Annotated in this window: 21 protein-coding genes; 20 read left to right on the forward strand and 1 reads right to left on the reverse strand. The window is 72.9% G+C overall.

Translation table 11 applies throughout. The features are described 5' to 3' along the window. Positions 1-161 precede the first annotated feature (161 nt). The 8 genes from BG452_RS23555 to BG452_RS23590 all read left to right on the forward strand — a co-directional run bounded on the left by BG452_RS23555 (position 162) and on the right by BG452_RS23590 (position 7,093). Positions 162-761: an ATP-binding protein gene (locus BG452_RS23555; RefSeq protein ID WP_223242634.1), complete on the forward strand. Its 600-nt coding sequence runs from the start codon at positions 162-164 to the stop codon at positions 759-761. A gap of 256 nt (positions 762-1,017) precedes the next feature. After that, positions 1,018-1,605: a hypothetical protein gene (locus tag BG452_RS23560; RefSeq protein ID WP_188306345.1), complete on the forward strand. Its 588-nt coding sequence runs from the start codon at positions 1,018-1,020 to the stop codon at positions 1,603-1,605. Beyond that, a complete protein-coding gene (locus tag BG452_RS23565) occupies positions 1,602-2,114 on the forward strand; it encodes a hypothetical protein (protein ID WP_188306346.1) in 513 nt (170 codons plus the stop codon). The genes BG452_RS23560 and BG452_RS23565 overlap by 4 nt, the downstream gene beginning before the upstream one ends. A gap of 195 nt (positions 2,115-2,309) precedes the next feature. Then, positions 2,310-3,245 (forward strand): phosphotransferase, encoded by a 936-nt coding sequence (locus BG452_RS23570; protein WP_188306347.1) that lies wholly within the window; start codon positions 2,310-2,312, stop codon positions 3,243-3,245. 143 nt (positions 3,246-3,388) lie between these two features. Further along, positions 3,389-3,949 (forward strand): DUF5753 domain-containing protein, encoded by a 561-nt coding sequence (locus BG452_RS23575; RefSeq protein ID WP_188306348.1) that lies wholly within the window; start codon positions 3,389-3,391, stop codon positions 3,947-3,949. A gap of 232 nt (positions 3,950-4,181) precedes the next feature. Then, positions 4,182-4,703: a hypothetical protein gene (locus BG452_RS23580; RefSeq protein ID WP_188306349.1), complete on the forward strand. Its 522-nt coding sequence runs from the start codon at positions 4,182-4,184 to the stop codon at positions 4,701-4,703. Between the two features lie 16 nt (positions 4,704-4,719). Then, positions 4,720-5,613: a hypothetical protein gene (locus BG452_RS23585; RefSeq protein WP_188306350.1), complete on the forward strand. Its 894-nt coding sequence runs from the start codon at positions 4,720-4,722 to the stop codon at positions 5,611-5,613. A gap of 109 nt (positions 5,614-5,722) precedes the next feature. After that, a complete protein-coding gene (locus tag BG452_RS23590; RefSeq protein ID WP_188306351.1) occupies positions 5,723-7,093 on the forward strand; it encodes a hypothetical protein in 1,371 nt (456 codons plus the stop codon). An 88-nt stretch (positions 7,094-7,181) separates the two neighbouring features. Here the strand turns inward: BG452_RS23590 and BG452_RS23595 are convergent, their stop codons facing one another. Beyond that, on the reverse strand, positions 7,182-8,519 hold the full coding sequence (locus BG452_RS23595; protein ID WP_188306352.1) for a helix-turn-helix domain-containing protein: 1,338 nt from the start codon (positions 8,517-8,519) through the stop codon (positions 7,182-7,184). Positions 8,520-8,843: 324 nt separating this feature from the next. Between BG452_RS23595 and BG452_RS23600 the strand changes: the two genes are divergently transcribed. The 12 genes from BG452_RS23600 to BG452_RS23655 all read left to right on the forward strand — a co-directional run bounded on the left by BG452_RS23600 (position 8,844) and on the right by BG452_RS23655 (position 23,688). Next, positions 8,844-9,479 carry a hypothetical protein gene (locus BG452_RS23600; protein ID WP_188306353.1) on the forward strand — a complete coding sequence of 212 codons (636 nt, stop codon included), beginning with the start codon at positions 8,844-8,846 and terminating at the stop codon, positions 9,477-9,479. Positions 9,480-9,531: 52 nt separating this feature from the next. Beyond that, positions 9,532-10,866, forward strand: a complete 1,335-nt coding sequence (locus tag BG452_RS23605) for an aspartate aminotransferase family protein (protein ID WP_188306354.1) — start codon at positions 9,532-9,534, stop codon at positions 10,864-10,866. Further along, positions 10,863-11,615 (forward strand): hypothetical protein, encoded by a 753-nt coding sequence (locus BG452_RS23610; protein ID WP_188306355.1) that lies wholly within the window; start codon positions 10,863-10,865, stop codon positions 11,613-11,615. Before BG452_RS23605 ends, BG452_RS23610 begins: the two co-directional genes overlap by 4 nt. Further along, positions 11,612-12,829 (forward strand): hypothetical protein, encoded by a 1,218-nt coding sequence (locus BG452_RS45885; RefSeq protein WP_223242636.1) that lies wholly within the window; start codon positions 11,612-11,614, stop codon positions 12,827-12,829. Before BG452_RS23610 ends, BG452_RS45885 begins: the two co-directional genes overlap by 4 nt. A 24-nt stretch (positions 12,830-12,853) precedes the next feature. Beyond that, on the forward strand, positions 12,854-13,726 hold the full coding sequence (locus BG452_RS23620; protein WP_317621191.1) for a TauD/TfdA family dioxygenase: 873 nt from the start codon (positions 12,854-12,856) through the stop codon (positions 13,724-13,726). 33 nt (positions 13,727-13,759) lie between these two features. After that, complete coding sequence (locus BG452_RS23625; protein ID WP_223242637.1) at positions 13,760-15,118, forward strand: hypothetical protein; 1,359 nt, start codon at positions 13,760-13,762, stop codon at positions 15,116-15,118. Next, on the forward strand, positions 15,118-16,440 hold the full coding sequence (locus BG452_RS23630; RefSeq protein WP_188306356.1) for a hypothetical protein: 1,323 nt from the start codon (positions 15,118-15,120) through the stop codon (positions 16,438-16,440). Before BG452_RS23625 ends, BG452_RS23630 begins: the two co-directional genes overlap by 1 nt. After that, entirely contained in the window at positions 16,437-18,137 is a 1,701-nt protein-coding gene (locus BG452_RS23635; protein WP_188306357.1) for an amino acid adenylation domain-containing protein, read from the forward strand. The genes BG452_RS23630 and BG452_RS23635 overlap by 4 nt, the downstream gene beginning before the upstream one ends. Further along, on the forward strand, positions 18,134-20,311 hold the full coding sequence (locus tag BG452_RS23640) for an HAD-IA family hydrolase (protein WP_188306358.1): 2,178 nt from the start codon (positions 18,134-18,136) through the stop codon (positions 20,309-20,311). Before BG452_RS23635 ends, BG452_RS23640 begins: the two co-directional genes overlap by 4 nt. After that, entirely contained in the window at positions 20,308-22,227 is a 1,920-nt protein-coding gene (locus tag BG452_RS23645) for a hypothetical protein (protein WP_188306359.1), read from the forward strand. Before BG452_RS23640 ends, BG452_RS23645 begins: the two co-directional genes overlap by 4 nt. A 61-nt stretch (positions 22,228-22,288) precedes the next feature. Beyond that, the gene (locus BG452_RS23650) at positions 22,289-22,834 is read left to right on the forward strand and encodes an AAA family ATPase (RefSeq protein WP_188306360.1); all 546 of its coding nucleotides are present in this window, start codon (positions 22,289-22,291) and stop codon (positions 22,832-22,834) included. Then, positions 22,831-23,688, forward strand: a complete 858-nt coding sequence (locus BG452_RS23655) for a phosphotransferase (RefSeq protein WP_188306361.1) — start codon at positions 22,831-22,833, stop codon at positions 23,686-23,688. Before BG452_RS23650 ends, BG452_RS23655 begins: the two co-directional genes overlap by 4 nt. The last annotated feature ends 189 nt before the right edge of the window (positions 23,689-23,877 follow it).

Here is a 23,877-nt window from a genome sequence, read left to right on the forward strand (position 1 = left end):
TCACGGATCGCACGCCATTGCCTTCGGGCAGTGATCGGCGAGTCGCGTACTTGAGCATGTCCAGATCCAGGGCGGGGCCGTTCGTTCGCCTCGCCGGCGACCCGCGGGGTTGCCTCCTCGGAACCATCTGATGCCGCCTCACCGGCCCCGGAGGAACTGTCATGCATCACGTCTTACGGCTCACAGCGCCGCTCAGAGCGGCTTCTGTGGGCAACATCCGCAACTTGCTGGCCAGCCGGGTCGCCCAGGCTGGCATCGTCCTCGACGAGTTCCGGGCCTATGCACTTCGGGTCGGTTCGTCGGAGCTTTTCGGCAACGCGATCAAGTACCGCGGTCCTGTACCCCCCGGCAGCAACGCCGTGTTGCTGATCGAGGGCGACGTCGACCAGGAACGCGGCCGACTGCGGATCACGTTCACGAACCCCGGTCAGTCCGTGCCGACGATGAACAGTCGCGTCGACGACCTGGACGCGACCAGTGGCCGGGGCCTCGTGGTGGTTGCTGGCTACGCGGACGACGTCGGCTGGGGCCAACGCCTCGACCCGGAAGGCGGGGTGGACGGATGGTCCGTGTGGTTCGAACTTGAGGTGCAGGAGCTGCCGGATTTCGGTCAGGCCACCGCTGAGGCGGAAGTGCAGCCGGATGATTCGGTCTCGACACAGCCTCGAAGGCTGCACGCCGCGAGGATGTCCGCCGTCCGCAAGCGGCTGACCAAGGCAGGGTGGCCGCTCCGGCGAGCCAGGGAGTGGCTCGCCGCTTAGGCGACGCGGCATGTGTCCAGTGGTCTCCGATCAACTGCCGGCTCGTTTCCTGAACTCCGGCCGTAGGACAGCTGCGATCGCGCCGTTGTGAGTGGCGCAGCGAGGCAGACCTAGGACACTCCGCATCCGTCCCCACGCCGCCACCTTCCCCCCGTCCTGCAGGGGGACGACGGCGGCCTGCCCGGCACCCCCAGCGCGCCTCCCCGGTAGCGGCGACTGGGCAGCTCTTCCGAATTCCTATGACGGGAAGGCCACGATGATCGCGTTCACCCGGCCTCCCTCGCATGTGCTCGGCGGTGCCTGGCTCGCCGGCGTCAGCAGCAACCCCGGCCAAATCCGCGGGATGTGGCGGTGCGGACAGCCCGCCCCCATACAGGTGAGTTGCCGATTCGACGTGGTGGCGATTGTCGGCGCCGCCCTCACGCGGGCGGTGGTAGACGAGTTACGGGCCAGCGAGCACGCGATCGGTCCGGTCCTGTACGACCACGGCGTCCACGTCAGCTCCTGGCTGGTGCCGGTGCGCCCCGACCTGGACTGGCAGATGTCGTCCACCACACTGCTGACCGCTCCAGCGGACGGTAGCGAGCCACCGCTGGTCGCGATGCCGGCACCTGGCGTTGGACGGGTCGGGGTGTTGGAGTGGCTGGTCGAGCCGGACGGCACGGGGATGCTGACCCGTCACTCGGATCTCGCAGTCGCGCTGCACCGGGTGCGCGCCGTCGTGCGGCGCTCCTCCCCACGCGGGCGAAGGCGGGACCTCTCCTCTGACGTTCGCCAGCGCGGGCCGCGACCGCCGAAGCCCCAGGCCGATGACTCCAACAACCAGGCACGGAGGGCACGATGACAGCTGCCACGATTGTCCCGACCACGCTTATGCGTCAGGTGATCGAGGGCATGCGCTGGCTCGGCGGGCACACTCGCGACCCGGAGGCGACCTGGAGGGTGTGGGCGGAAGGCCGCGCGGTCCCCATCCCGATCGGCGACGGCTTCGCCGTGGTGCGGCTTCCGGAAGCACTAGGCCAAGCCGCCGTCCGCGCGCTGGCCGGTGGCACCCCCAGCCTGGTCGGGCCGGTGCTCGCCGACCATTCGGCGGGCGTCATCGAGGTCCTCGTACCCCTTGCCCCGGCGGTGTGGCAGGGCACCGGGGCCGAGCTGATCGACGGGAGCCGGCTGGAGAGGCAGATGGTGAAGTGCCCTCCGCCCAGCCGCCGTGCGGACGGACGGGACTGGCTCTACCTGCCGAGGGCCTTGCCGGGCCGCCCGGCGGTACTTACCGACCCGTACCGCCTCTCCGAGGCTGTGAGCATCGCCAGATCCCAACTCGTCTCCCTTGCGGGCCAGTTCAACCAGTGAAGCCTCCCGGTGTCGGCCGCTGCCCCTGAGGCGTTGCCGACACCGGGACACCACGACGAACCGGCCGCCGCGACCTCGCGCACCTCGGCGCACCGCCAGGCCAGACCCACCTCAGCCAGGGCCGGACGGGGGCCTCCCCCGCTGCCTGCCGTAGCACTCGAATAGTCGCCAACTTTCTTGACTGATCGGAGCATTGTGAAGCCCGAGGAAAGCTGCGCCGCAGTCGTCGCAACGGCCTGGCGCGCGGGCCTCGACCCGCGGCGCGCCGTCCTCCTGCAGGGTGGACCGCATCACACCTGGCGTCTGCCCGAGTCGGGGGCCGTCGCCAAGGTCTGGCGCCCGGGCACCGAGGCCGAGACGGCCCTGCGTGAAACCCGGATCGCACGATGGCTGCTGCGCAACGGCATCCAGGCCCCGCGTCCGGCCGGCACGTCCGCCTACCCGCTCGTGCACTCCGGCCGCTACCACCTCCAGGTCACCTTCGCCGAGGACCTCGGCGACCGCCCGCCCCGTCCGGCCGACCTCGCGGACGTCCTGCGGCGATTGCACCAACTGAAAGTCCCCGCGGGCCTGGGTCTGCCGAAGTTCAACCCGTTCACGACGCTGTCTCAGCGCATCAGGAACCTGCCCCCGGGCACGCTGTCCTCCGACCAGGAACAGCACCTGCGCGCTCTGTTGGCCGGCGCCCGGGCCACCTGGCGCGCCACGCCGCCCGGCCCGATGTGCGTGATCCACGGCGACGCCACCCCGACGAACTGCATCATCACCCCGCGCGGTCCCGCCCTGATCGACTTCGAGCGGACGGCTGTCGGGCCCGGCGTGTGGGACCAGGCCGCTGCCGGGTGGAGGCGTGACATCTTCGCCACGCCTGGCGAGGAGAGCAGCGAGTTCTTCACCGCCTACGGTCACGACGTCACCGGCGACGACGACGGCCACTCCTACCGTGCGATGACCCCGCTCTTCGCCCTCGGCGCGTGGCTCTTCCTTGCCGAGTACACCCGCATCGACCCGGAACTCCAGGGCGAGGCGGACCGCCGGCTGGCCACCATCCTCACTTCCCCCCTGCCGCCGTTCCCGTGGCACTGGCGCTCTGCCTCCCGCGCCAAGGCGGAAGCCGCGGTGACCACCTGACCCGGCGCGGCGACCACAAGCCAGCGCCTGCCTGCCGTTCCGGTTCCGACCGTCCCGGCGGGCCCCCAGCCACAGGCCGGTCACCGACGACAGGCCGCTCCGCAATCCCCCTGCCCCGCAGGACAACCGAAAGAGGAGACAGCATGAACCCCGTGAGCACCGTGTTGGCGCCCATCCAGAACAGCCTCCTGGACTTGCACCGCTCCGCCACCACCGTCCAGTCGTACGAGAACAGCATCGTCCACGGCACCCTGCAGACCGAGAACTACGCTCGCGCCATCTTCGAGCACGCTCACGAGCTCTACCCGGTCTCGCGCGAGGACATCGAGACCGCGCTCCAGGCGAGGATGGCCAGGCGTGACCTCTTCGACGGAGAGCGGAAGTTCGAGATGATCACGACCACGCGAGCCCTGACGGCGGACGTCGCGGGTACGGCCGTACTCCGCGAGCAGCTGGCCTACCTGCTGGAGTGCATGGAGCGCCCGGGCCTGACGCTCGGCGTCATCCCCACCGGCACCCTGGTGGGCACCTACTGGGACTTCACCATTATCAACTCGGTCAGGGTCGAGATCGACCAGTACGAGGGCCCCCGTACCGTCACCGATCCGGCGTCGGTCGGTCGCTTCCGGGACGTCTTCGACCGCCTCCGCCGCACCGCGGTCTACGGCGACGACGCGCGCGCCCTGATCAGCAACCTGATCTAGAGCCGGCCGAGCCTCTCTGAGGTACACCCTCGCCCCATGCCCAACGGTCGCCGTGAGGGCGCGGGCCGCGCCGCACGCACGACCCGGCGCGGCCCGCCGGCGAACCCCCAGCTCGCCCCAGGCATGGACAGCCAACTGCCACAGTCGCATTCAACTGAGCTGGGAAGCAGCGTGGTTGACCCAACCAGCACCTCCCCACCCTCCGGTTCGGAGGACTAGCGAAAGTTCGGAGATGAACGACAAGACACCGCCCAGCCGCAGCGTGAGCGGCGACCCGCCGGCCGTTCCGGGCGACCAGGCGGCCGTGCTCGTCGGCCGAACTGGGATTCCCGTACTGCTGCTCGCCGGCTTGGTCGGCGTGCCGACCTTGACCGCCGGCACCGGCGGCAACCCGCTCCGCTACATCTCCACCACCGCGCTGTACGAGGACGACCTGCGCACCGAGGTCCACGCCCCGGGCGGGCCGCATCCTGAGCAACTTGTCCGCTGCGCCCTCCCCGGCGCCTCGACGACCTCCAGCGCCTACCTCGCCACCCCGGTCGAGATGGCGCTGGGAGTCGAGGCCCGCCACAACGGGCTGATCGCCCGCTCCGCGGTGTGGGGCGGCTGGACCTTGCTCCAGCTGACCTCGGACCAGAGCGGCCGGGGCCGCCTCCCGGCGCTGAGGATGATCGGCGCGGACTCCCTCTCTGCTGGCCGACCCGGACGCCCCTACCGCCCCGGCCTTCTGAGCAAGAACACCCTTATCTCTTAAGTGATTTGGAATGCCAATGACCACCTTCGAGTTCCGCAACGACGCCGATCTCGACGCCGACGACCACGCCCGCTACTGCGGTCTCGTCGAGGCCGCCGCCTCCCTGGTGGCCGATCTGTCCGGCCTCGCCCTGCCCAAACGGATCACCGCTGCTGCGGTCACCCCGGCCCAGTTCATCCAGCGGCAGATCGAGCACTCCGTGCTGTTGAACCGCCTCGCGCTCAACACCGTCTCCGCCGTTCCCGCCGAGGCTGCCACGGCCATGATCGACCACGTCCGCACGAACGTCGAGACGATGGTCTCCAGGTTCTACCCGACCAACCGTGCAGCGATCATGTGGCGCGATTCCGAGCACGCCGAACTCACGTTCATGCCCGAGGTCTACGACCAGCACCTGCACCCTTCCGAGCGCCAGCTGGTGACGGTCTTCGCACATGAGGTCACCCACCTCGCGCAGTTCGCGGTCCGGCCCGAGCTGGCGTTCGCGCCGCTCAGGTGCAAGCTTCTTGACGCCATCGTGGGCCTTCCGCACGAGCAGCACCGCAACGCCGCTGCCCTCATCGAAGGGCACGGCCAGTACGTCGAGCGCCTCGTCGCCGAGAGGCTGTGTGGAGAGCCCGTGATTGGCGCCATCCACGGCGAGCCGGAACCCAGCGGCCTGTACCAGGAACTCAAGGCCGACCCCGCCGCTCCGACGAACCAGCCCGGCTACAACACGGGCGAGCGGTTCATCGCCGCCGTCATCGAGGCCGGCGGGCACCCCCTACTGCAGCAGGTCCTGGCCGACGAGGACCTGGTCCCGACCGACGCCGATCTCGACGACGCGGCCCTGTGGCTCACCCGCCACCGCTCGGTGGTCGAGTCCGCCGTGTCGGCTCCGCTCACCGCACCTGTCCGCTCTCACCCGTGAGGGCCGTCTTCCATCTCGATCAACGTCACATCGGATCGGTGCTCCTCGCGTCATCGGTTCGAGCAGGTGCGCGGCTTCCCTACCCCGGATAGGAACCGGAAGGCTTTCCATGCAGTCCCACGAGCTGGCGCCCAACCGGCTACTCGGCGCGCTCTTCGACGAGACGGGCGTATCGCGCAAGGAGCTGGCCCGGCGCGTCAACGCGAAATCTCCCTCAACCGGGCGCCAAACCGCCTACAGCCACACGCACGTCGGACGGTGGCTGGGCGGTGTGAAGCCCAAGGACGAGGCCGTGGCGCAACGGATCGTCGCGGTTCTCGGTGAACTTCTGGGCCGGGTTGTCACTCTTGCGGATGCCGGCCTCGGCGGTTCGGCCATCCCGATTGCCAACGTCGGGTTGGATTTTCCCCAGGACCGCCGAGCCGCCCTTGAGGGCGCCATGACCTGCTGGAGCACCGTGCACCGTCGTCAAGTTCTCCGTCTGCCGGGCGCTGCGGCCTTCACCGTGCCCGCGATGCGCTGGCTGGCACAGCCCGCCGACGAACCGGCCGCCCAGGCGGAGGGCGTGAACGTCGCGCAGAGCGACGTCGACCGGCTGTGGGCTACCGCAGCCGAGGCCCAGGTGTGGGATTCCCACTACGGGGGCGGGGACTGGCGCACAAGTCAGGTCCTGGCCTGCCTTCGAGGGGCAGCGCCTCTACTCAAGGGGACATACAGCGCCGAGACCGGGCAGGCGCTGCACGCCGCGTTGGGCGAGCTGTCGCGGGTGGTGGGCTGGGCGGCGCTGGACGCGGGCCATCCCGGCGCGGCGGACCGTCTACTGATCCAGGCACTCCGGCTGGCCCGCTCCGCTGGCGACATCGAGCTGGGCAGCTACGTCCTTGCCACGATGTCGCTGGCGGCGTTCCTGAGTGGGCGTCCGTCGGAGGCCGCCGAGATGGCTTCGGCCGCCTACGAGCGTGGCCGGGGACATGCCGCTCCCCGGGTCCTTGCGTTCTGTCGGCTCGCCCAATCCCGCGCGCTTGCCCGTCAAGGTGATGGCGCCGGCGCCGGAGCGGCCCTCGCCCACTGCGAGACCCTGCTGTCCGGTATCCGTCCGGGCGGACACGACCCGTCGTACATCTCCTACATGACGGAGCAGCGTCTCGCGACGGACAGCGTGGAGATCCATCGGGATCTGGGTCTCACCCGTTCCGCGCGAGAGTGGGCGGAGCCTGCGGGCGGCATGCCCGTGGACCGCTTCACGCGGGCTGTCGGCATCCGGGCCGCCGTGGTGGCCACCACCTACGCGATCGACCGCGAACTCGAACAGGCCGTCGCCGGCGGGCACCGGTCGGTGGACATCCTCAGCGCGGTGCACTCCCCGCGGGCCCATAGCTACCTCCACGATCTTGTGGGGCGGCTCGCCCCGTGGAAGGAGGACGCCAGGGTGCGTAACCTCGCGCATCGGGTGAGGACCGAACTCCCACCCGTGGCCTGAGCAACCGCGCCCTCGTCCAGCCCTCCCTCGACCCATACGGCGCTTCGGGCCGGAGGAGGGCTGACGGGCACGGCGGCGATGCGCTGCCTCAGCCTGGTACGCCGATCCGGCGTGCGAACTCCTGCGCGCCAGCGGGTGGCATGGGTGCGAAGGCCAGATCGGCGGCCAGGGCCCGCAAGGCCGGGCGGCGGGCCTCCTCGGGAGCCACCCGCTCCACGAACTGCAGCGCGGCCAGGGTACGGGGGGCGTCGCCGAGGGCGCGCCACATGCGGGCGGTGTCGGTGCCGAGGCGGGCCCGGCGCTCTGCAGTCGGAAGCACTGCGGGGTCGATTCGCGCCGCGTAGCGCACGGCCAGGTCAGGGGTGCCGAGCGCGGTGTGCACGCCGACCTGGTAGAGGTCGACCTGGGCGGTGGTCGCCTCGACCGTGTAGAGCGGCTGCGCCGGGAGATCAGAGGGCAGCCGGTTGACGGCTTCGGCGGCGCCAGCCATCAGGTCGTGAGCGCCGCCGGGGTCGTGGTTACACGCGGCGGTGTAGGCGGCGGTCATCCAGAGGGTGGCGGCGACTGCTCGTGCGGCTGGGTCCGGCTGCGTGTCGAGGTCGGCGGCGGTCCGGCGCAGAAGGTCGACGGCGGCGGCCGGGCGTCCGGCCCGCCGCATGGTGATCGCGAGCACGCGGACGGCCTCACCCACGACGACCGGGTCGCCGCTCTGGCGGGCGGCACGCAGGGAGCGGTCCGCGGTTGCCCAGGCCAGCTCGCTGTGAGTCTTGGCGGCGAGTTCGGTGGCCAGCACGTAGCCGCGCGCCGTGATGGCATGAGCGATTTCGCGCGATCGGCCGACTGAGGTGTCGCGGTGGGCCTCGGCGGCGGCGATCAGGTCCGGGAGGCCGGCGCCGAGGTCGTGGTAGCGCGAGGCCGTGAAGTGCGCGCGGGCCGAGGCCAGTTCACGGCGCAGTGCCGCGAGGGGCAGCTGTGTGGGCGGCGGCGCGAACAGGAGGCGTTCGAGGTCTGCCGCCGTATCGTGCGGCCCGGCTTCCTGGGCGGCAGCGACCGCCGGCCGTGGCAGTGCGAGCGCGGCTGAGGCTGCGGCCACCCCGGTGAGCAGGCTTCTACGACGCATGGAGTCCTCCTCGTCCGTCGCACTTCTCGCCACCATAGCGCCGGACGATGCCTTTGTGGCGCGATGGGCCGTCAGCATCCATGCCAGGGCGTGGAGTCCAAGCTCGGCCAGGTCGAGCGCCAGTACGGTCACGATTCTGTCGAGCGATTCCGCCGAGGGATGCAGGGTGCCGGCTTCGATCCGGCTCACCGAGGAGGCGGAGTAGCCGCACCGGGCGCCGAGGTCGCCCTGGGTCCACCGGTTGGCGGACCTGGCCGCCCGCATGGCTGCCCCGAGCAGGCGATACTCCTCGGTCGCGGCAGCCATGAGGACCTCCAACTCGCCTTTGCTTCAACGCTACTGGCCTGCCGTTGCGCCCGGGCCGGTTCACCGAATTTGCAGCCTTTGCACACGGTGTGCGAGGTGCTCGCCTGCGCCTTCCCCGGCTTTCCGGGGGCGGCTTTCATGAACCTCGGGGCGGCGTCGCCGACGCGGATGGCGCGGCGACGAAATGAGGCCGCCTGGCCCGAGCGTGCGGGAAAGAGCCCCCGAAAGCGCCCTGTTCAGCGTGACCGGTTCGGTGTGTCCTTGTGCCTCCCGACAGTGGGTTCAAGGACGGACAGCCTTGCCCACGATGTACGAGGAGTCTCGATGCGTCTTGTGATGTTCGACGGCATCGACCTGGCCGGCAAGACGACCCTGGTCGAGGCCGTGGTGCGCTACCTCGCCGATCACGGTGTGGTGGCGCGGCGCCACCGCGGGATGCTGACCCGGTGGCACCCGCTGGATCGGTCGCTGCGCCAGTTGTCCATGGCTCGGCAGCCGGACAGCGCGTTCACCACCGCTGCGTACCTGTTCGCCGGGTTCGCCCTGGACAACCTGCTGATGCGGGTCTGCCCGCCCCTGGCCGGGGGCTGCGACGTGCTGATCGTGGACGGCTACGTGGACCGGACGGCCGCCTTCGGTCTCGCCGGCGGCCCGTACCTCGCGGCCCGGGCAGCGCTGCGCTGGCCTGGGATGTTCGCCCGCTTCGACCTCGCGGTCCACGTGACCGCCGACATCAAGACCCGCGCCGATCGGCTGCACGGCCGCGACCACGTCGACGTCCGCGACCTGCGCAGCGCACTCGACGAGCCGTTCTCCGACCGCTTCCACCAGGCGCTCGCCGTGATGGGCCGCCGTCACCAACGCCTGCTCGTCGTCGACACCACCGGCCGAGAGGTGACCGAGGTGGCCCGCGTAATCGCCGACGCCATCCTCGCCCTTCCCTTCCGCACCGCGCGCTGACCAACGCGCCCACCCACCGCCCCCCACGACCTCACCCGGAGGTGATCCACCCATGTCCGTCGCCCTGCCCAGCCCGGTCCGTCGCGCCGACACCAGCCACCTGTGGCACCCGTGGAGCCCGATCCGCGCCGACGCTCCCCGACTCGTCCTGACCAGCGGCGAGGGCTGCCGCGTCACCGACGACACCGGCCGCACCTACCTCGACCTGCGCGCCGGCACCCTGAACGCCATCCTCGGCTACGGCGAGCGGCGCGTCGTCGACGCGATCAGCCGCCAGGCCGGGCAGCTGATGACGTGGGACCTGGCGGAGGTGACCACCGAGCCGGCCGCGCTGCTCGCCGAGCGGATCGCCGCCGTCTGCCCGCCGCCCCTGTCCCGCACCCTCTTCTGCAACTCCGGGTCCGAGGGCATCGAAGCCGCGCTCAAGATCGCCCGGATGTTCCACTGGAACCGCAGCGACCAGGAGCGGACGGTCGTCGCGTCCTGGGCGGACGGGTACCACGGCGCCACCACTGCCGGGATCGCCGCCACCGGGGCGGCGTTCCGTCGCGACGGCGCCGGGCCGCTGCCGGACGGCTACCTCCACCTGGCCACGCCTCGGTGCACGGGCTGCGCCACCGGCGCGGGCGGGCACGAGTGCCGGATTCCCGGGGCCGGAGAGTGGGAGGCCCAGATCGCCGCCATCGGCGCGCACCGGGTGGCGGCGATCGTCGTCGAGCCGGTGCTGAGCGTCGGCGGGGTCATCGTGCCGCCAGACGGCACCCTGGCCGAGCTGCGGGCACTGTGCGACCGGCACGGCATCCTGCTGATCGCCGACGAGGTCGCCACCGGGATCGGCCGCACCGGGCACATGCTCGGCTTCCAGCACGACCTCGCCGCCGACGCCAGCCCGGACATCGTGGTCACCTCAAAGGGCCTGGCCGGGGGGTACGCGCCGCTGGCCGCCGTGACGGTCCACGAAGGCGTCTACGAGGCGTTCGCCGGCGATCCGTACTTGGGCGGGCTGCGGCACGGGCACACCACAGGCGGGCACGCGACGGCGTGCGCGGCGGCGCTCGCGGTCCTGGACATCGTCGAGGGCGAGGGTCTGCCGGCTCGCGCCGCCGCTGTCGGCTCGGTCGTCCAGTCGTACTTGTCGAAGGATCTGGTCGGCTGCCCGGTGGTGCGGCAGGTCCGTGGCCGCGGACTGCTGATCGGCGTGGAGACGGCCTCCATCGAGGCAGCGCAGGACGTGGCCACGCTCGCCCAGCAGGCCGGTGTCCTGGTGCGCTCGTTCGGGCCGGTCCTCACGATCGCCCCGCCGCTGGTCATCGACGAGGAAGACGCTCTGGCCGGTGCCCGGACCGTCGCCGACGCCCTCCACGCCGTCGCAGGAGGTGCGCGGTGACCGGCGGACGCGACACCGTGGTGCTGCCGTGCGCCGGCACCGGAAGCCGCCTCGGCCTGCCGATCCCGAAGGAACTCGTCCCCACCGGGCCGGGCCGGGTCGCCCTCGACCACACGCTGGACCTGCTCGCCCCGCACGCCCAGCGGCTGCGCCTGGTCGCCGTGCTCGGCCCCGGCCGGGAGGCCACCGCCCGCCACCTGACGGCACGCTGCGCCGACCTCGCCCTGCCGCTCGCGCTCTGCTCGCAGGACGCGAAGCTGGCGGAGTCGACCGGTGCGGTGCTGAGCTGCGCCGCATGGTGGGGCCCGGCCACGGCCGTCCTGCTGCCGGACCAGATCCTCAACGCACCGGCCCCGAGCGCGGTCGGCGACCTCCTCGACCTCGTCCGCGCCGGGCACCGGGCCGCGTTCCTCACCGCCGCCGAGAGCGACCGCCAGCGGCTGGCCGTCGATGGGGCGCTGCGCCTGGAGACCGTGGCCGACCAGGCGTGGCCGAACGTGGCGGACTTCGCGGACAAGCCGGGTCTCGACCAGGCCGACCGCTTCAACGCCGTCTGGTTCGCCTACGCCTTCGCCCACAGGCACGGCCCCGCCGTGCTCGACGTGCTGCACCGCGCGACGCTGCGCCAGCCGTTCGGGCCCGAGGGCATCGCCCCGCTGCTCGGCGCGCCGACGCTCGACGTCGGCCCATTCACCGACCTGGGCACCTGGCCGAGCCTCGCTGCCGCGATCACCGGGAGCGTCCTGTGACGACCGTCCTCTTCCACGCTGGTCCCTACCCGGTCGACGACGGGCTCGGCGGCATCGGGTTGCGCCTGTGGGAGTCGGCCCAGGTCCTCGCCGACGCCGGGCACCGGGTCACCATCGCCGCCCCGCGCCCCTCCGGCTTCACCCACGAGGGCGTCACGGTCACCACCCGGTCGTGGGGGGAACTCCTCGCCGGGCACCGGGTGCTGGTCACCACCGACTTGCCCGACACAAGGCTGCTGCTCGCCGCCCACGCCGCCGGCCTGCTCCTAGTCGCGGAGAACGCCCCGCCGATCGAGCACCTGCACTACGACGCGCTGGCTGGCCCGGACGGACAGGATCTGTACGCGGACACGGTGGCGCGCTGGCGGCTGCAGCTGATGCTCGCCGACCACTTCCTGGTGCGTTCCGAGGCCGAACGCGCTTCCACCCTCGGCGCGCTGGTGGCCACCGGCCGCCTGTCCGCCATCCACCACCGCGCCGGTCCTGCCCTGGACCATCTGCTCAGCCTGGTGCCGCTCGGCTACAACCGGCACTCCGCTCAGGCCACCGCCGAAGCTCCCATCGGGCCGCCAGTGGACATCGTGTGGAGCGGCGGCGCGTGGGAGTACTGCCACCCCTCCCCGCTGCTGCCCGCACTGCTCCACGCGCGGGGCCTGGGACGGGAGCTGACGCTGCGCCTGCTATACGAGCCCGGCCCCGCCTTCCGCGCCCAGGTGCACGCCCTGCAGTTGGAAGGCCAGGTGCAGCTGCCCGAAGGGCCGCTCAGGCACCGCGACCGCGACCGGATGCTCAACGGCGCCCGCGCCCTAGCGATCACCGGAAGCCGCACGGCAGAGAACCAGACCTGCCACCGGCTGCGGCTTCGCGACACGGCCCTGTACCGGCTGCCGGTCGTCGCCGACCCGTACGGCTCCACGGGCGAGGCAGTCGCCGCCCTCGGGATTGGCGTCGTCGCCGACCCGGCCGACCCGAAGGCGCTCGCCGTCGCGCTGCTCGCCGCCACCGACGACGGCCCCGCCCGCACCGGCCACCTCGCCGCGCTCGACCTGGCCGCGCCCCGCTTCGACCTCGAACGCCACCTGCAGCCGCTCCTGCACCTGATCGCCGAGGGCCGACCCGCACCCGACCGCGACGATCCGGCCCACCGTGCCGCCGTGGCCCGCCTGCTCGCCGACACCCCGGCGCTGACCACCAGCTCTCCCGCCATCATCTGACCCCGCGTCCGACCGGAGGCCACCGTGCCCGCTCCCGCCATCACCCGCCGCACCCCGGCCCGCGTCACCGCACCCCTCCAGCTTCCCGGCTTCGCCCCTGCCCCCGCCGAACCCGCCGTCGCCAGCAGCTGGGGCATCCCCGAGCCCGCCGCCCGCCAGCAGATCGCCGAGGGCTACCGCACCCGCGGCTACGCCGTCGTCCACGTTCCGGGCACCGTCCCCGCCGAGGCCGACCTCACCGCGCTGGCCGACGCACTCGGGCTCGGCCCGGCATTCAGCCCGCCCCAGTACCGGGGCAGCACCCACACCCAGGGCGCGGTCAGCCGCCTCACCGCCACCGCCGACCCGGCCCACCCCTTCCAGAACCGGGCAGGTCAGAGGTTCCACTGCGACGCCACGCTCCAGCACCTCGGCCAGGTCGCCACCACGGTCATGATCTGCGTGCGCCCGGGCCGCTCGGGCGGCCAGACCCAGCTCTTCAACGCCGTCCAGGCTTTCGCCGAGCTGCAGGCGGTGGACCCGGAAGCGGCTGCCCAGCTCACCCACCCCGGGGCGCTGCGGCGCACCTCCACCTTCGTCGACGGCCTGTCCACCGCCGGCCCGGCGTTCGGCCGCGATCCGTCCGGCGACCTGATCACCCGCTACAGCCTCACCGCCACCGACTCCTACCACCCCACCGCCCCGGGCCGACAGAAGCACCTGGACCGCGCCCTCGCCGCGCTGGCCGACGCCGCTGACGACGGCTCCCGGCACCGCACCACCTTCACCCTCGCCGCCGGGCAGGCCCTGGTCCTGGCCAACGACAAGCTCTGCCACGGCCGCACCCCCTTCACCGACAACTCCGCCGCCCCGCGCCTGCTCCTGCGCGCCCTGTTCACCACCCGCCCCACTGTCTGACGCCCGTCCACCACCTCACGCCAGGAGCACGGCATGACCCTCACCACCAACCTCGACCTGGGCATCGACCCCGAAACCGACGACCCGAGCGGTGCGCAGTTGCTCACCACCGCCCTCTCCATCCTCGCCGGGCACGAGCGCGCGGCCCGACAGGTGATCAACCTGGTGCCCGCCGAGAACGCGATGTGGCCCATCGCCCGGCTGCCGCTCATCGCGGACCTCGCCAGCCGGTACATGTTCGACCAGCACCCCGACCCCGACTGCGCCCAGTGGCGCTTCCCGGGCGCCCGCGAAGCCCAGTGGCTGGAGACCGGCCTCACCGTCCCCCTGCTGCAGCGAATGCTCGGCTCCGCCCACGTCAACGTGAGGCCGCTGTCCGGCCTGCAGGCCATGGAGATGACGCTGGCCTGCTACCCGGCCGGCGCACCCGTCGCGGTCCTGTCCCCGAGCCAGGGCGGGCACTACGCCACCGCCGACATCGCCCGCCGCCTCGGCCAGCACGTCCTGACCGTCACCGGCCCCGACCCGCACCGCCTCGACCTCGGGCAGCTCGCCGGGCTGTGCGCCACGAAGCGCCCGGCACTGTTCTACATCGACCAGTGCCACGCCCTCATGCCCTACGACATCGCCGCGATCACCGACACTGTGAAGGAGGCGTCGCCCGGGACCGTGGTGCACGCCGACATCTCCCACCTGCTCGGCCTGGTCCTCGGCGGCGCCGTCCCGAACCCGCTCGACTGCGGCGCGGACAGTCTGTCCGCGTCCACCCACAAGTCCTTCCCCGGCCCGCAGAAGGGCATCCTGGCCACCAACCGGAGCGGCATCGCGGCCTCGTGGCAGCTGGTGCAACCGCAGCTGATCTCCAGCCACCACTTCGGCTCCGTCGCAGCGCTGGGCCTGGCCCTCGCATCCTTCGCCGACCGCGCCGGCGACTACGCGAACACCGTCGTCGCCTGCGCCCGCTCCCTCGGCAAGCACCTCGCCTCGGCCGGTTGGGACGTCGCCGGCGCGGACATCGGCTACACCCACACCCACCAGCTGTGGGTCACCACCACCCCGCGCCTGGCCGCCCGGGTCGCAGCCGAGCGCCTGTACGCGGCCGGAATCCGCGTCAACTGGCTGGAGGACCTGCCGCTCGGCCACCCGGCGCTGCGCCTGGGCCTGGCCGAAGCCGTGTGGTGCGGCCTCGCACCCGCGGACATGCCCTTCCTCGCCCAACTCATCGACCAGGCCCTCACCGGCGCCCGCGAGCCGGCCGACATCGCCACCGACGTCGCCGTCCTGCGCACCGGCGAGCGTTTCCCGTTCGCCGTTCACCCCGACGAAGCGGCCACCACTGCCCTGGGCGAGGTCACCGCGCTGCTCGGCGGCGAGGTAGGGGGGACGAGCTGATGGCACTGCCCGCACCCGAGCTGGCGGCCGACGCCTCGTGCGTCGCGGTGTACCGCGATCTGCGCGACGGGGTGGCCCGTTCCTCAGCGCAGATCGGCTACGGCTACAACCTCTACCCGATCTCGACGGCGACCTCCCGGCACCTGCAGCAGGTCCTGAAAGCGTGCCTGCGCGACGGGCGGATGCACGAGTACGGCACCGTCCACGACGAACACGACCGTGCCCTCGCCGCCACCCTCGCCAGCGAGTACCTCGGCGTCGCCGTCGACGAGGACCAGGTGATGTTCTGCGCGGGCGCGAGCGAGGGAATCGGCCTGGTTTCCCGGTACCTGACGGCGTGCGACACCGCCATGCTCCTGCCCGCGCCGTGCTACTTCGCGTTCGAGCAGACACCGCGCCGCCACCCGCTGGCCGTCGCCGGCCGCTACCGCGGCGACGGCGCCGTCCACTGGTCCGGCGGCGGAGCTAGTCACACCGCCGTCGTCGAGATCCTCCCCAACGGCGTCACCGGCACCGGCTTCCGCCCACCCGCCGTCCAAGCCGACTTCCGCCTCGTCGACCTGGTCTTCCAGGCCGGCGGGCACAGCAGCAGGCGGCACCTGGTCGCCGACCACGCCCGCACCGCACTGGCCGGCCGACTCACCGACACCGCCGTCCTGATGACCCCGTCCAAGGACCTGTCCCTGCCCGGCCTGCGGGCCGGACTACTCATCAGCGGCGACACCACCCTGATCGCCGCCAGCCGCGACGACGTGTTCGACCGCACCGCCAGCGCCAACCCGATGACCGGCCAGCTCGTCCTGCTCTACCTCACCGTCCTGCTGATGGCCGAGGCCGCCCACGACAGCGCCCCGGGCACCTTCACCCGGCGCCACGCCTGGGTCCGCGCCCAGTACAGGCGCCATCGGGTGTCCACGTGCCCGACCGAGTCCACCTGCCGGGCGATCACCAACCACCTGGACCGCATGGCCGGGCACTTCGCCGAGGCGTTCCGCCTGCTCACCCACCACGGCATGGGCCTCCTGCAGGTCAGCGACGACATGCGGCCCATCGCCGGGTACTCGCTCCTGCCGCGCCTGAACGTCGACCTGCCCACCTCGCAGGACCTGGTGGGCTGGGTCAACACGGTCGGTCGGCGCTTCGACCTCAAGCTCAACCCCAGCTTGCTGTTCGGCGGCAACCTCGCCTCCTGGAACGCCCTCTACCCCGGCGAGCCGCGCATCCGCGTCAACCTGTCCGTCCCCCACCACGACCTCGTCCACACCCTGGACCTGCTGCGCACCGCCCGTCACGAACTCAACCGGGTGGGGGCCGCACGATGAGCACCCTCACCCGGCTGATCAGGGCTGCCGCCCGCACCCGGCCCGACGCCATGGCCCTCACCACCCCTGACGGCACCTCCTGGACGTGGGCGCACTTGGACGCCGAGACCCGCGCCTTCGCCGCCGCGCTACTGGACGCCGGATGCGCGGGTGGACCGCTGCTGCTCGCCGTGGCACCCGGCACCGACTGGGTGACCGCGCTGCTCGGGGCGTGGCGGGCCGGCGCGGTCGCGGTGCCGTTCGACGCCGGGCACCCGCCCGCCCGCCTGGCCCGTCTTGCGGACGGCTGCCGGGCCCGCGCGGCGGTCACCCCAGACGGCACCGCCCCCCACTGGGCGCCCGCTCTGCCCGCCATCGCCGCCAGTGCCCGCAGCTCCTGCCACCTGCCGCGCGTTCCGGACGAGGCGGCGGCGTGCCTGTTCCACACCTCCGGCTCCACCGGCACCCCCAAGCCCGTCGTCCTCTCCCACCGCGCCCTCGCCGAGCGTGCCCGGGAGATGCCGCCCGCCGCCGGCCTCACCCCAGACGACCGGATCGCCCAACTCACCTCCCCGGCGTTCGACGCCGCGCTGTGGGAGGTGCTGTGCGCCCTGGCCACTGGCGCCACCCTGGTGACAGCCCCGGCCGCTGCCCGCACTCCCGGGCCCGCCCTCGTACGGTTCCTCGCCGAGCAGCGAATCACCGCGCTGACGTGCACCCCGAGCCAGCTCGCCGCCACCGGAGCCCCGGCCCGCGATCTGCCCGATCTGCGGCTGATCGTTCTGGGTGGCGAAGCCCTCCACACCCGCCCGCTCGTCGCCTGGTTCGCGCCCGGTCGGCGGATCGCCAACGCCTACGGGCCCACCGAGGCCGGGATCGAGGCGTTCCTCGCGCCCGACGTCGACCCGCACGCCAGCCCAGTCCCGATCGGCTGGCCCCTGCCCGGCGTCGTCCCGATCGTCCTCGACTCCGAGGGCCGGCCGGTGCCGGAGGGCGAAGCTGGGGAACTCCACCTCGCCGGGACCGGACTCGCGGACGGCTACCTGCACAGGCCCGCGGAGAGCGCTGCCGCGTTCCTCACCATCACCGACCCCGCCACCAGCCGGCCGGTGCGTGCCTACCGCACCGGCGACCGCGTGCGCCGTCTTCCGGACGGCCAGTTCGAATTCCTCGGCCGGACGGACCACCAGCTCAACCTCCACGGCGTGCGCCTGGAGCCCGGCGAGATCGAGGCCCGCGCCCTGGACCACCCAGATGTCCAGGCGGCATGCGTCGTCCTCGACCCCGACCGGCAGCAGATCGCCCTCCACGCCGAAACGGCCACCGGCCTCACCCCGGCCGCGCTGCGCCGCCACCTCGCCGAGCACCTGCCGCCGGCCGCCGTCCCCGCCCGCATCACCTGCCGGCCCCACCTCGCGCGCACCGCCACCGGCAAGCTCGACCGCCACGCCCTCGCCACCGAACCCCCCGACCCCAACACCCCGCCAAAGGCGGCCGGCACCGTGCTGCCCGAGCCGCTGGCGACCTGGTGGCACGACGCCACCGGCACTCCCGCCCCGGAGTGCGGCGACTTCTACGCGGCCGGCGGCGACTCGCTGGGCGCCCTCGCCCTGCTCGCCCGCCTCAACGAGCACTACGACACCGACCTGACCATCGCCCAGTTCGCCGGCGACCCCACCGCGACCCACCTGCTGCACACCATCCGGAGGAGCCGATGAACCGCCCCGCCGCCGAGCCGCCCCGCATCCGCGGCATCCTCGTCGACCTCGACGGCGTCGTGCGCCTGTGGCGCCGCCAGGGCGCGGCAGCGGCCGAAGCCGAACTCGGCCTGCCGCCGCGCACCCTCAGCGCCTACACCTCCAGCCGCCACAGCGACGCCGCCCACGCCGGGGCGCTCACCTGGGAGGAGTGGACCACCGGGGTCCGCGAGCGCATGGCCGATGGCCTCGGCGCCGAGCGGGCCGAGCGGGCCTTCGCCCTGTGGAGCGCCGACCGCGGCGAGCCCAACGCGCCGATGGTCGCCCTGCTGCGCCGCGCCCGCGCCGCCGACCTGACCACAGCCGTGCTCACCAACAACACCACGATCCTCGCCGCCGACCTCACCCACCACCGGCTCGACGATCTCTTCGACCACGTCCTCAACTCGGCCATCACCGGCCTGACCAAGCCGTCCCCGCGCGCCTACGAACACGCCCTCGCCACCATGGGACTGGCCGCCGGCCAGGTCGCCTTCACGGATGACTCCGACATCAACACCGCAGCGGCCCGCGCGGTCGGGCTGCACGCCCACCACTTCCGCGAGCCTGGCGGCGCCGACGCCTTCGAGCGGCACCTCACCGACCTCGGCGTCGCCCTTCCCTACGATCCCGGACGCCCGGCCCCGCCCGAACCGGTCAAAGCCGTCGCGCCGCCGCCCGGCCACGCCGAGCACGACGACCACCGGACCGTGCGCACCCGCTACCTCGCCACCGGCCTGCCCGCCGACACCGTCGCCACCCGTCTCACCACCTGCGACGCCGCCTGGGCGCAGCCCACCGGCGAGCACACGCTGACCTCCGGCGACGACAACGGCCAGCTCACGCAGTGGCGGCTCGTCCCGCCCGGCACCGAGGCGGCCCACGCGGCAGGGCACCCGGGGGCCTGGATGCCGCAGCCGGCGCCGCCCGGTGCCGAGTACCTGCCGCCCTGGACTGCCGCCACCCGGGCCTCGGCCGCCCGGCACGCCACCGCTCTGCTGACGGAGGCCGCCGCCGCCCTCACCCACGCCGCAGACGCCCACGGCGTCGGCGACCGACTGTCCGCGGCGCTGCACCTGGATGGCGCACGCCGCGCCCTGACCCGCCTCGCCGCGATGCTCGCACGACGCCAGCCGCGCCCCTGGCCCGACGCCGCAATCACTCGCTACCTCGGCCACGCCACCACCGCGCTGCTCAACGCCTCCCTGCGAGCCGACCCGACCACCCCCACCGGGCTCGCCCGCTCGGTGACCGCCCTGTTCCACCTACTCGGCCGCCTCCGCCAGAACTCCGCCCTGCTGCTCGGCGCCGAAGCCGCCTGGCCCTGGCACGACCTCGAACGCCACCTCATCCCCCTCCTCGACGCCACCCTCACCGCGCCCGTGCCCGACGTGCTGTACGGCACGGGCCTGGCGACGTCGTACGACGACCACCGGCCGGTCGCGCCGGCTCTCGCCGACGCCCTGCGCGCCTTCGCCGCCGACCACCTCGCCGGACGAGACGTCCTCGAACTCGGCGCCGGCACCGGTCGCATCACCGCCCGCCTAGCCTCCGGGCCCGCGACCTACACCGCACTCGAACCGTCCCCGGACATGGCCGCCCTCCTGGCGGCCAGGAACCTGTCCGGAGTGCGGCTGTTCCTCGGGACAGCCCTCGCCATCCCGTTGCCGGACGCCAGCGCCGACGCGGTCGTCGAGCACGAGGCGCTGCTGTTCACCGACGACCCGCTCGCCGCCACCGACCAGGCCCTGCGAGTGCTGCGCCCCGGCGGTGTGCTCGTGCGCCTGCTCCTGCACGCCCACGGCGACGACCCGGCCGCCGACCTGGACGCCGCCTACCGCAAGGCTGCCTTCCAGGGCCGGCCCGCTCCGCTGATCACCGGCAAGGGCACCGACCACCTCGTCACCACCCACCTCGCCGACCACGGTCTGGCCACCACCGACACACTCCTCGCCGAGTACGACGACCACCGCAGCCCCGCCCAGGCCCTGGCCACGCTCGCCGCCCGGGCCTGGCCCTACCAGCACCAGGCTGACACCGAGCAGCACGCCGCCGGGATGGCCGCCGCCGAGGAACTCGCCCAGACCCTCCCGCTCGCGGGAGGGCCGGTGCGCTACCGCCTGCGCGCTCTGACCACCCGGCTGGAGACGCGGTGAACGCCCCTGCACGCCTGCCGGACGGCTACGCCTGGGCAACCGGACTCGATGACGCCCACGCCCTGCTCACCGACGCGATCGTCCCCCTCCTGGCCACCGGCGATCGGGAGCGCGACGAGCGGATCGCCACCGTACTCGCCCGCTACGGGCCCGCCGCGGGACCGCTCCCGCGCGCGGCCCGGGCGTGCGCCCGCGTCGTGTCCACCGGCGACGACCCGCGCCTGGGCCGGCTCGCCGCCACCGCGCTCGGCCGCCCCCACCACCACTACCCGACCCTCACCCAGGCCCTCGCCGACCCCGGCCCGGCTGGCGGCAGTGTCCTGCTCACCGCCGACGCCGCCCACCTGACCCTCGCCGACCTCCTGCCCGCCCACGACACGTGGACCCGTCGCGGCACCCGCCTCGGCCTGCTCACCGGACGCGACGCGCCCGCTGCTGTGTTCCTCCTCGCCAAGATCCTCGCCGCCCCCTCGACCCCAGACGGGGTATCCGCGCTGATCGACGGCACTACCGGCCGCTCCCGCCACCTCCACCGGCCCGGCGCGCCCCGGATCACCACCGCCGACGCGATCACAACCCCGTGGCGCACCCTGCTGATCGACGCGCACGGCTCCGCCGCCCACGCCCACCTCGGCACCGCCGTCCTGTGCGGCCTGCCTGGCGACGCCGAACGCACCACCCGCACCGGCCACCTCGTCCCCGGCGGCTGCACCCCCGGCCGGTGCAAGACCTCCCCGTCCAGCGGCACCACCGTCCACCACCCCCACGACCTGCACGCCGACATCCTTGGCCTCTACATCTGCAACGCGATCTGCCTCGGCCCCGACGAGCAGTACCCCACCACGGTGAACCTCGCCCTGGATGCCGTCGACGGACACCCGGCCGCCGTCTTCGGTCTCGTGCGCGGCGACGCCGACACCACCGCCGAAGACCCCCATGCAGCCGCCGACCTCCTCCACACCGGGGCCGACCTCGGCACCGTCACCATGGACGCCAACCGCCGCGCCGCCGAACGCGGCCTCACCGGAGGGGCCGCGATCCTCCTCGGCGACCCCGACCACCACCCCCACCCCGTGCACAGCGACCGCCCCGCGCCCCCCGCACCCCGGACCAGCCACCCCCGTCCACCCGCCGCCCCCACCCCCGAGCAGGACCGGGCCCTGGCCGACTGGACGCAGCGCACCACCGAGGCCGCCCTGTTCGAGGCAGCCCTCGGCGACTCCCTCGCTCACCGCTCCGACCCGGGACTCGACCAGTGCCTGCGCTCCATGGGCGAAGCGCGCAGCAGTGCCCAGACCCTCCTGCGGCGCGCCGCCCCGACCCGGGGCCTCAACCAGGAGGAGCTGGAACGCCTCGCCGGCCAGTGGGCCGAACAGGCGCTCGCCCTGCTCACCCGAACCCGCGGCGGAGCGTTCGGCCGCCAGCTCACCGCCCTGCGGGCCACCCACCGAACCCTCCACACGACACCGGCCCCGCCGTGCCCGCACTGCGCGATGCCGCTGACCGCGGAGCACCTCACCAGCGTGCTCGGCCCCTGCGACCGCATCGCCGTCACCTGCCCGCGCTGCGGGCCCGCCCACAGCCACCCCGCCGGCCAGCCCCTGCTGACCGTCCACGCCCCCGCCGCCGTCCACCCCGGCCAGCCCTTCACCCTCACCCTCGACGGACCCGAACGCGGCCTGCTCGCTGTCCACTTGCGCCCACGCAGCAGCCGCTCCGGCAGCTACGCCCACACCACCACCGACCTCGCGCAAGGACCGCTGTCCATCGACCTCGACGTTCCCACTGACCTGGTTCCCGAACTCGACCGGCTCTGGCTCGTCCACGCCGACCGGTTCCGCCTCGCCCTCCACCAGCGGCGTGTGCCCGTCCTGCCCGCCGGGTGCAACCCTGATAGGAGCACCCGCGCGTCGTAACCGCCGGCCAGCTAACGCAGTTGGCCCAAACACCAACATCCAGCGACGAAAGCGAGACAAAGTGATCATCTGGCTGAACGGCCCCTTCGGCGGCGGCAAGACGACCCTCGCCACCACCCTGCAGCAGGAGCTGCCCGGTGCCGTCCTCTTCGACGCCGAGGAGGTCGGCTTCCTCCTGCGCCAGATCTTCCCCGGCAAGTACAAGGACTTCCAGGACATCCCGGCCTGGCGCCCCCTGGTCGCCGAGGTCGCTCTCCGCTGCCACCAGGAGAACGACGGCCACCCGGTGATCATCCCGATGACCCTGCTGCGCCAGGACTACGCCGCCGAGATCCACGGGGCCGTCCGGGCTGCCGGCGTCCCGCTCCAGCACCTCCTGCTCCACGCTGACCCGGACACCGTCAGCGCCCGCATCGACTCCAGCGTCGAGTTCCCCGACGACGAGGCGCGCAGCGAGAAGGTCCGCGCCTTCCGCCGCAAGAAGCTGCCGATCTACACCGCGGCGTACGACAGTTGGCTCGCCGCCGACGCCGAGGTCATCGACACCACCCACTTCACCCCCCGCCAGGTCGCCGACCAGGCGTTGAAGATCATCGGCACCCTGTGACCAGCAGCGTCTCCGAGGCGATAGCGCGCCTCACCGGGCCAGCCGAGGTCGTCACCGACCTCAGCTGGCCCGGCACCACCGCAACCGTCCGCCTCTTGCGCCGCAGCGGAGGCCAGCGCCTGATCGTCAAGGCAAACAGCAGCCCGGCCTGCTTCATCCGCGAGCTGCACGCGCTGCGCACCTGGACGCCCGCCCTCGGTGAATCCGCACCGCAGTTGATCGACGCCGACGAGGACGCCCGCGTGCTGCTCATGACTGCGCTGCCCGGCACCCGACTCGACCTCGCCGTCCTCACCACCGCCCAGGAACAGGACGCCTACCGGCAAACCGGTCGCCTTCTGCGCCGCCTTCACGAAGCCGGCCCGCAGCAAACGATCGCGGACTTCGGCCGCCAGCGCGCCGCCTACCTGCGCGCCCAGCTCACCGGACCGACCCACCCCCTTGCCCCCTACGAACTCGACTTCGCCCTGGCGGCCATCGACCAGTTGGAGAGCCTGCCCCCGCAGAGGTCCCAGCCCTCCCACCTGGACCTCACCGCCCGCAACCTCCTCGTCGACGCCGACGAGCGCGGGCGGCTCAGGATCGCTGTGATCGACTTCGAGACCAGCCGCTACGAGGCCATCGGCCGGGACTTCCTCCGCATCACCCAGCGAACCCTGCGCACTCGGTCCGACCTCGCCGCCGCCTTCTACGACGGGTACGGCCGACAGCCCACGGAGGAGGAACAACGCCTCATCCGGTGGTGCGGGGTTGGGGACGCCGCCGCAATCGCCGTCTCCGCTGCCGCCGCGGGCCATGACGATTTCTCTCGGGAGGGCCACGCTGCACTTCGCGCCGCCCTCGCCGCCACGTAGCCCAGCGGACGGTGCCAGGGGTTAACGGGCCCCCGGATCTGCAAATACGGCGGGCGGGGCGCCAACCAGTCAGCGCCACGCCGGGCCACGGGGTGCACGGAACGATGCGGCGGGAGGTCTTCGCGCGGGCAAGGTTCCGCGGCCCGACGTTAGTACTCGTCCTACCGTCCCGGCCGTCACCAAAGGCGG

The sequence above is a fragment of the Streptomyces sp. CBMA123 genome, from assembly GCF_014596465.1.
Classification (GTDB): Bacteria; Actinomycetota; Actinomycetes; order Streptomycetales; family Streptomycetaceae; genus Kitasatospora.